This window comes from Enterobacter cloacae complex sp. IR5402, from assembly GCF_049238125.1.
GTDB classification, from domain to species: domain Bacteria; phylum Pseudomonadota; class Gammaproteobacteria; order Enterobacterales; family Enterobacteriaceae; genus Enterobacter; species Enterobacter hormaechei_C.
Genome location: NZ_JBMKHO010000040.1, coordinates 1 through 820, shown reverse-complemented (window position 1 = coordinate 820; position 820 = coordinate 1). Strand labels below are relative to the sequence as shown.

Below are 820 nucleotides of genomic sequence, written 5' to 3'. Positions count from 1 at the left end.
GGCACTGTTGCAAAGTTAGCGATGAGGCAGCCTTTTGTCTTATTCAAAGGCCTTACATTTCAAAAACTCTGCTTACCAGGCGCATTTCGCCCAGGGGATCACCATAATAAAATGCTGAGGCCTGGCCTTTGCGTAGTGCACGCATCACCTCAATACCTTTGATGGTGGCGTAAGCCGTCTTCATGGATTTAAATCCCAGCGTGGCGCCGATTATCCGTTTCAGTTTGCCATGATCGCATTCAATCACGTTGTTCCGGTACTTAATCTGTCGGTGTTCAACGTCAGACGGGCACCGGCCTTCGCGTTTGAGCAGAGCAAGCGCGCGACCATAGGCGGGCGCTTTATCCGTGTTGATGAATCGCGGGATCTGCCACTTCTTCACGTTGTTGAGGATTTTACCCAGAAACCGGTATGCAGCTTTGCTGTTACGACGGGAGGAGAGATAAAAATCGACAGTGCGGCCCCGGCTGTCGACGGCCCGGTACAGATACGCCCAGCGGCCATTGACCTTCACGTAGGTTTCATCCATGTGCCACGGGCAAAGATCGGAAGGGTTACGCCAGTACCAGCGCAGCCGTTTTTCCATTTCAGGCGCATAACGCTGAACCCAGCGGTAAATCGTGGAGTGATCGACATTCACTCCGCGTTCAGCCAGCATCTCCTGCAGCTCACGGTAACTGATGCCGTATTTGCAGTACCAGCGTACGGCCCACAGAATGATGTCACGCTGAAAATGCCGGCCTTTGAATGGGTTCATGTGCAGCTCCATCAGCAAAAGGGGATGATAAGTTTATCACCACCGACTATTTGCAACAGTGCC

General features: G+C 52.4%; 1 protein-coding gene. It reads right to left on the bottom strand.

The window, feature by feature from the left end; translation table 11 throughout:
* Positions 1-52 precede the first annotated feature (52 nt).
* On the bottom strand, positions 53-757 hold the full coding sequence (locus tag ACOTXL_RS23785; RefSeq protein WP_001067855.1) for an IS6-like element IS26 family transposase: 705 nt from the start codon (positions 755-757) through the stop codon (positions 53-55).
* Positions 758-820 lie beyond the last annotated feature (63 nt).